We start from the raw sequence: 6,835 nt of genomic DNA, 5'->3' as shown, positions 1-6,835 counted from the left end.
TTTCCCGCCGCCGCCCGCGATTTCGCCCCGTTTCGCGATAAAAGTGGCCGCGCGGTGATAAAAACGGTTGTCTAATCCCGCCATTCGGGGCTACAATGCCCAAGCAACCAAGCCCGAATCCGTCAGCTCAGGCTGTGCGGGCTTTTCGACAATCATAATAACGGAGTTCACGAATATGACAGCTAAAGGACAAATGTTACAAGATCCTTTTTTGAATGCCCTGCGTAAAGAACACGTCCCGGTGTCCATCTACCTGGTAAACGGCATCAAGTTGCAAGGCCAAGTCGAGTCGTTTGACCAGTATGTAGTGCTGCTGCGCAATACATCGGTTACCCAAATGGTTTACAAACACGCCATTTCTACCATCGTTCCGGCACGCGCCGTGAGCCTGCAGCATGAAAACAAAGCCCCTGCCGCCGCGCAGCCGGCTTTGGTGCAGGTGGAAACCAATCAGGCTGCGGAATAATCCGGCAGCATCTTCCCGTACCTTACCGGCTGTCCGGTAAGGTATTTTTTATGGATGATTTTCAGACGGCCATGCAAGCGCAATATCTGCACAATATTATCCCTTTTGCCCACCAACTGCTGCGTCTGCGCCTGTCGGAAGGCTGCCGCGCGCTCGACGGCACGGCGGGCAACGGCCACGATACCCTGGTGCTGGCGCAAAGCGTCGGCAGCAGCGGGCGGGTGTGGGCGTTTGACGTGCAGCCACAGGCTTTGGCGCAAACCGAACGCCGCCTGCAAGAGGGCGGCGTGTCGGAGCGTGTGTCGCTGGTGTGCGACGGGCATGAGCATCTGGCACGTTATGTCGATGAGCCGCTGGCGGCGGCGGTGTTCAACTTCGGCTGGCTGCCCGGCGGCGACAAAAGCCGCACCACCCAAGCCGAAACCAGCATACAGGCGCTGGCGGCCGCGCTGCATCTGCTGGAGCCGCAAGGGCTGCTGCTGGCCGTGCTCTACCCGGGGCACGAAGCGGGGCAGGACGAAGCGCAGGCGGTGATGCAGTGGGTGCAGGATTTGCCGCAGCGGGCATATGCGGTGCTGCAATACCGTTTTGCCAACCGCCAAAACCGCCCGCCTTATCTGCTGGCGGTTGAAAAGTTACGTCAAAAATGAATGTTTAGGGTAAAATAAGGCTGTCCGAATACTGATAAAGACCACCGACCATGCAATATCTGATTGTCAAACACAGCCATATCTTTTTTGTCGCCGTGACCATTTTGCTTTTCAACATCCGCTTCTTCCTGCTGCGCGCCCGCCCGGATAAGCAGCTGGCCGGCATTTGGAAAGCGCTGCCGCATCTGAACGACACCATGCTGCTGTTTACCGCTTTGTGGCTGATGAAGCTCACGCATCTGACCCCGTTCAACTCGCCCTGGCTGGCGGTGAAAATCGTGCTGCTGCTGGTGTATATCGGCCTGGGCATGACCATGATGCGCGCCCGAGCGCGCAGCGGCAGATTTTACGGCGCATACGTTTTAGCGATGGTTTGCGTGGCCGTGATTATCTATATGGCGCGTTTTAAACCTTATTTTTAAGTCGAGAGATATAAAGGCCGTCTGAAAATGACCCAATACCGCTACGCCCTGATTGCATTGGGCAGCAATCTGCAGCAGCCCGCAGAGCAAGTCCGCCGCGCGCTGGCTGAGTTGTCCGCGCATCCGCAGATTGAACTGCTGCAAACTTCATCGCTGTATCTGAGCGCGCCCGTGGGCTATGACGACCAGCCCGATTTCGTCAACGCCGTCTGCTGCGTGCGCACGCCGCTGGCCGGTCAAGATCTGCTGGCCGAATTGAACCGCATAGAAGCCGAGTTCGGCCGAGAACGCACGTTCCGAAACGCCCCGCGCACGCTGGATTTGGATATTATCGACTACAACGGCGAAACCAGCAGCGATCCGCACCTGACCCTGCCACACCCGCGCGCGCACGAGCGCAGCTTTGTGATGCAGCCGCTGGCTGAAATCCTGCCCGATTTCATATTGGGCAGCCACGGCCGCGCCGCCGAGCTGGCCGCTGCTTTGCCTGCCGATGGCATCCGCTTATTGGCTCCGGCTTGATTGGCTGCGAGTAAGAAAAAGCCGTCTGAAAAACGCATTGGCTGTTTTTCAGACGGCTTTTTTAATGTTTCGTTTTTTAAATGTCACTATATCCGTCCAGCAGAGCCGATAAAAAAACCGCTTCCGGCACAAGGCGGAAGCGGTGGGGCTGCTTAGGCTTAGAACTTGTAGTTGACGGCCAGGCGGAAGTCGCGGCCGACGCCCGGCGGGGTGGTCACGGCAGCGCGTTGGCTGTGCGGATAGTAGAACTTGTTGAAGATGTTGTTGACGGAGAAGTTGACGTTCAGGTTGTCTTTGCCCGTCGGTTTCCAGTTGGCGAAGAAGTCGTTGACGTTGAAGCTGGCACGTTGTACTTCATCGACGCCGCCGTTGTTGTTGCGTACCAATACCGAGCCTTTGGCTTTTTCAAGCGTGCGGTTGCGCCAGCCGAGCTCCAGGTTGGGTTTGTTGAAGCGGTAGGCCAGTTCGGCAGTCCAGGTGCGGCCGACTTGTACGGCAAATTCGGGGTTGTCGCTCAGCAGGTTGTCGGGGTGCGTATCGTAGATGCGCGGTTTGCTGTGGGCAACGCCGATGCGGGCGCGGAAGCCGTTGTTGCGGTAGGAGGCGTTCAGCTCGTAGCCTTTGTTTTTGATGTAGCCGGCATTGGCTGCTTCGCGGATGCCTTCGATGGGGTTGCCGTTTTCATCGTGACGCTGCTGCGGGTTGGCGATGGCGTCGCTGATTTTCTGCCAGAAGTAGCTGCCGTCGGCGGCGAATGTGCCGTTGTCGTAGTTGAAGCCGATTTCGGTGTTGCGGGCGCGCTCGGCTTTGATGCCGTCTGCAATGGAGACGATGCCGCGGCGGCCGTGGTTCATCAGGGCGTCATACAGGCGCGGGCTGCGGCTGGCGTAGTTGTGGACGGCGCTGAAGCTCAGGGCTTGGGTCGGTTGGTAGATGATGCCGACGCTCGGGTTGACTTTGCTGCCGGAGGCGGATTTGCCGTCGTGCGATTTGATGTTGAAGTGGTCGTAGCGCAGGCCGCCGGTGAGGGTGAAGTCGCCGATGTCGTGGATGGCTTCGACATAGACGCCGCTGTCGGCTTTGGTCGGGTTAACCAGTGAGTGGGTGCGGCTGAGGAAGGCGTGCGGCTTGATTTCCTGATGGCGGTAGTTGACACCGTATTTCAACAGGGTGTCGTTGATGCGGCTGTCTAAGTTCAGGTTGGCGCCTTTGGTGGTGATGGTGGTTTTGGTCGGGCCGGGGATGCTGCCGCAGTAGCCGCAGCCGCTGTCGTCGGCGGAGTAGCGTTTGTTTTCCATCAGGTAGGCGTTGGCTTCGAGCTTGTCGATAAAGCCGAGGTTGTTGGCTGTCCACTCAATGTTGTTGTTGGTCAGCGTGGTTTCGCGGTAGGCGGGGGCTTGGCGCTGCAGGCTCAAGCGGGGCGCGGCGATGGCGAATTCTTCGCGTACCAGGCGTGTACCTCGGTGTTGGTTTTGCATGCGGCTTAAGACGATACGGTGGTCGCCGATGGTGGTGCCGATTTTGGCCAGATAATCACGCTTGTCCAGTGCGCTGTAAGGCATGGTTTTGCCGCCGTTGGCGTTGGTGTAGCCTTTGCCCGGCTCGTAGTCGCTTTCGTCGTTGCGGTTGAAGGAGAACATGGCGTCGGCGTATTCGCCTGCGCGGCCGAATACGGTGGCGCCGTAGCTGCGGCCGTCATTGCTGGCGTAGCCTGCGTTGAGTTTGACGCCCCAGTCTTTGTCGCTGCCTTTGAGCAGGTCGAGGGCGTCAACGGTTTTGGCAATCACCGCGCCGTTGGTTTGGCCGATGCCTGCGCTGGCCGAGCCTGCGCCTTTCTGCACGGAGATGGTTTTCAGCATGGAGGGATCGACGATAAAGCGGCCTTGGTGGTAGAGGATTTGGCTGTCGGAGTAGGCGTTGTCCACTTTGATGTCGACGGAGTTTTGACCCATACCGCGGATGGTGAGGAATTGCGAAGTGCCGTTGCCGCCGCCGATGTCGATGGCGGGCTCTTCAGCCAGCAGGCCGCGCAGGTCGGTGGCAGTGCTTTCGTCTTTTTCACGCAGGGTGACGATGTTGGTCTGGATTTTCGCGCCTTGGCGGTCGGCATTTACTTGAACTTCGTTCAGGTTGATGTTTTGCTCGACATCATTGGCCCAGGCGGGTAATACGAAGGCATTGCCGATTAATGCCGCGAGTATGGTCTTTTTCATTTCATCTCCACTTATCTGACAATCAAGTTATTGGTAATCGGTATCATTCAATGAAATGCGATGTTAGTGTATTGTAAATTTTGTGTCAATATAAATAAGAATGATTTTTAAAAATGTTTGATTGTGTTGTATTTTGGAGAAGAGTGTTAAGTAGGGGCGGCGGGTTTTCAGACGGCTTTTTGATGTGTCTCAGGGCGGAGAAAGCCGCTCTGCCGGCGGCTTGTGGGGGATACGGGTATTTTGCCTGTGATTGTGCGGTTTTTCAGACGGCTTTAGCGGCAATTTGGGGAAACCGCTTCGCATGGCGGCCAGTATGTTATATCGCGCAGAGAAGCCGGAGTAAGTGCGCCGTAAAACCGCCATTCGGGGGGCGGCGCGTGCCCTTGCCAGACGCAGGCGACCATATGTGTTTCGCCCAAGCGGGCGCTGATGCCTTGCCATATCTGCCCCTTGGTATGCAGGCCGCAGGGGTGGGCGTGTGCGTTGAAGAGATAGCCCGCCTGCGCCATATCGGCGGGAAATTGGCCGCCCGATGCTTTCAGCAAGGCTTCTTTAATGCACCACAGGCGGTAGAAATCGGTGTCTCTTTGGGGGCTTTGCTGCAAAAACGCCTGCTCTTGCGGCGAACAGACCCAAGCGGCGAGCGCGGCAAAATCTCTGGGGCGCACGGCTTCGATGTCCACCCCAGCGCGCAGGGCGGTATGGGCGGTCAATACGGCGGCGTATCCGCGGCTGTGGGAAAGCGACACTACGGACGCGTCGGCCTGCTGCTTCAGATAGCGGCTGCTTTGCCAGTCGATGCGTTTGGTAATGGCAGGTGTCGCGGCGGCGCGTCGGCGGTCGGCGGCATCGAGCCGCTCGGGGCGGTAGTGTTCGGCGGCAGACGGGTCGGCCAGCAGGCAGGTCAGCAGCGGGGCGGGGTGTGTCATCGGCGTTTGGCAGGAGATGTAATGGTTTTGAGAATGTTTGCCGCTATTTTGCGCGGAAATGCACGAAGCGTAAACTGCTTTGCGCCTGCCACGCGGCGGCAGCCTGCCGGGTCGGCTTGTGTTAAAATCGGCCATCTTTTTCAGACGGCATATCAGTGAATCATGTTGAACCAGCAGCGTAAATTGGCGGAACTTGTCCGCATTTTGGAGGAAGACGGCCATGTGTTTCCCGCCGACCCGGAGCAGGTGACGGAAGCGATGCGTGCCGTAGAGGGCGGATTTGAGCAGAAAATCATCCGCCGCGCCGAGATGGTGGACCGCAACCGTATGCTGGCGGGCAGCCTCGCTCAGGTGCGCGCGGCTTCGTTTTGGCTGTGGGTGGTGGTGGCTTCGATGATGTTTGCGGGCGGCTTTTCCGGCACTTATCTGCTGATGGACAGCCAAGGCTTGAATTTTTTCCTGATTTTGTCGGGCGTATTGGGCATGAATACGCTGATGCTGCTGATATGGCTGCTGTCGGTCGGTTTGCGCCTTAAGCCCGGGCGTATGGCGTTCAGTCCGGCTTTGTGGCTGCGCGGGCGTGACCCGGTTAATCAGGCGCTGCTGCGGCTGTATGCCGATGAATGGCGCAAACCGGCGGCACGTTGGCTGCTGGGTGCAACATCGCACAGCTTATGGCTGGCCACGCTTTCGGGTATGCTGGTGTCGGTATTATTGTTGCTGCTGGTGCGGCAATATACCTTCGGCTGGGAGAGTACGCTGCTGAGCAATGCCGCTTCAGTGCAGGCGGTGGCATGGCTGTCGTGGCTGCCTGCGAAGCTGGGCTTTGCCGTGCCCGATGCGGCGGCGGTATTGCAGGGCCGTCTGAATAATCACATTGCCGATGCCGCGGCCTGGTCGGGGCTGCTGGTCGGCAGTATGCTGGTTTACGGCATTTTCCCGCGCCTGCTCGCCTGGTTGGTGTGCAAAATCCTACTGAGGGCGGGGCAGAGCCGCCTGCCTTTGGAGAAACCGTATTATCAGAATATCATCCGCCGCTGGCAGGTCAGAGTGGTGGACGCGGACACGCAGCAAGAGCGCGTGGAAGCCGTTGCCCCGAAAATCCACATCAGCGATGCCCCGAAATGGGCGGTCACGCTGGATGCGCCGTGGGCGGATGCCGATTGGTTCCGACACGCTTTGGGGCAGGACTGGGCTGACGGCGGCGTGCTGGCCGACCGCGATGATGCCGCCGCATGGCTGGAGCGGATGCAGACGCAGCCGATGCAGCTGCTGATCGGCGTACGCGCTGCCCAAGTGCCCGACCGCGGCATTTTGCGCCAACTGGTGCGTTTGGCCGAAGCGGCGCAGGGCGGGGCGGTGGTGCAGCTATTGGCCGAGAGCGACGCAGACAGCCTTACGGAGCGGCTGGCACAATGGCAGGCGGCGTTGGCCGAGCGCGGGATTGCTTGGTTGAACCCGCCGCAATGGCAGCAGGCAGAGCGTCAGCGGCAGCAACAGGCCGTCTGAAAACGGCCGGGTTTCAGGCATTTTTCAGACGGCCTGTAGGCGTACCGCAGCCGGATTGTGTCTGAGTAAATATGGTCGAATAACACAGAATGGGACAAGGCAGCGAAGCCGCAGGCAGTACAGA

At 58.7% G+C, this 6,835-nt stretch carries 7 protein-coding genes; 5 read left to right on the top strand and 2 right to left on the bottom strand.

Features of this window, described 5'->3' with window-relative positions; translation table 11 throughout:
- The first annotated feature begins 175 nt into the window (after positions 1 to 175).
- The 4 genes from hfq to folK all read left to right on the top strand — a co-directional run bounded on the left by hfq (position 176) and on the right by folK (position 2,060).
- Complete coding sequence (hfq, locus tag BDE01S_RS07035; RefSeq protein ID WP_066079319.1) at positions 176 to 466, top strand: RNA chaperone Hfq; 291 nt, start codon at positions 176 to 178, stop codon at positions 464 to 466.
- 71 nt (positions 467 to 537) lie between these two features.
- Positions 538 to 1,116, top strand: a complete 579-nt coding sequence (mnmM, locus tag BDE01S_RS07030) for a tRNA 5-(aminomethyl)-2-thiouridylate-methyltransferase MnmM (protein WP_066079321.1) — start codon at positions 538 to 540, stop codon at positions 1,114 to 1,116.
- Positions 1,117 to 1,166: 50 nt separating this feature from the next.
- Positions 1,167 to 1,538 (top strand): SirB2 family protein, encoded by a 372-nt coding sequence (locus tag BDE01S_RS07025; protein ID WP_066079316.1) that lies wholly within the window; start codon positions 1,167 to 1,169, stop codon positions 1,536 to 1,538.
- A 27-nt stretch (positions 1,539 to 1,565) separates the two neighbouring features.
- Complete coding sequence (gene folK / locus BDE01S_RS07020; RefSeq protein WP_066079313.1) at positions 1,566 to 2,060, top strand: 2-amino-4-hydroxy-6-hydroxymethyldihydropteridine diphosphokinase; 495 nt, start codon at positions 1,566 to 1,568, stop codon at positions 2,058 to 2,060.
- A 158-nt stretch (positions 2,061 to 2,218) separates the two neighbouring features.
- Here the strand turns inward: folK and BDE01S_RS07015 are convergent, their stop codons facing one another.
- A complete protein-coding gene (locus BDE01S_RS07015; RefSeq protein ID WP_066079312.1) occupies positions 2,219 to 4,273 on the bottom strand; it encodes a TonB-dependent siderophore receptor in 2,055 nt (684 codons plus the stop codon).
- A gap of 272 nt (positions 4,274 to 4,545) precedes the next feature.
- Positions 4,546 to 5,202 (bottom strand): 4'-phosphopantetheinyl transferase family protein, encoded by a 657-nt coding sequence (locus BDE01S_RS07010; protein WP_066079309.1) that lies wholly within the window; start codon positions 5,200 to 5,202, stop codon positions 4,546 to 4,548.
- Positions 5,203 to 5,364: 162 nt separating this feature from the next.
- On the opposite strand from BDE01S_RS07010, the gene BDE01S_RS07005 reads away from it, so the two are divergent.
- A complete protein-coding gene (locus tag BDE01S_RS07005) occupies positions 5,365 to 6,711 on the top strand; it encodes a DUF2868 domain-containing protein (protein WP_066079306.1) in 1,347 nt (448 codons plus the stop codon).
- Positions 6,712 to 6,835 lie beyond the last annotated feature (124 nt).

It is taken from the genome of Bergeriella denitrificans NBRC 102155 (assembly GCF_001592185.1).
Taxonomy (GTDB): domain Bacteria; phylum Pseudomonadota; class Gammaproteobacteria; order Burkholderiales; family Neisseriaceae; genus Neisseria; species Neisseria denitrificans.
The sequence above is the reverse complement of the archived record's forward strand: the minus strand, read 5'-3'. Positions and strand labels throughout refer to the sequence as shown.

What these genes read in the sequence shown, in the direction of transcription:
- hfq (WP_066079319.1), top strand. Translation starts at nt 176, where the DNA reads ATGACAGCTAAAGGACAAATGTTACAAGATCCTTTTTTGAATGCCCTG.
- mnmM (WP_066079321.1), top strand. Translation starts at nt 538, where the DNA reads ATGCAAGCGCAATATCTGCACAATATTATCCCTTTTGCCCACCAACTG.
- BDE01S_RS07025 (WP_066079316.1), top strand. Translation starts at nt 1,167, where the DNA reads ATGCAATATCTGATTGTCAAACACAGCCATATCTTTTTTGTCGCCGTG.
- folK (WP_066079313.1), top strand. Translation starts at nt 1,566, where the DNA reads ATGACCCAATACCGCTACGCCCTGATTGCATTGGGCAGCAATCTGCAG.
- BDE01S_RS07015 (WP_066079312.1), bottom strand. Translation starts at nt 4,273, where the DNA reads ATGAAAAAGACCATACTCGCGGCATTAATCGGCAATGCCTTCGTATTA.
- BDE01S_RS07010 (WP_066079309.1), bottom strand. Translation starts at nt 5,202, where the DNA reads ATGACACACCCCGCCCCGCTGCTGACCTGCCTGCTGGCCGACCCGTCT.
- BDE01S_RS07005 (WP_066079306.1), top strand. Translation starts at nt 5,365, where the DNA reads ATGTTGAACCAGCAGCGTAAATTGGCGGAACTTGTCCGCATTTTGGAG.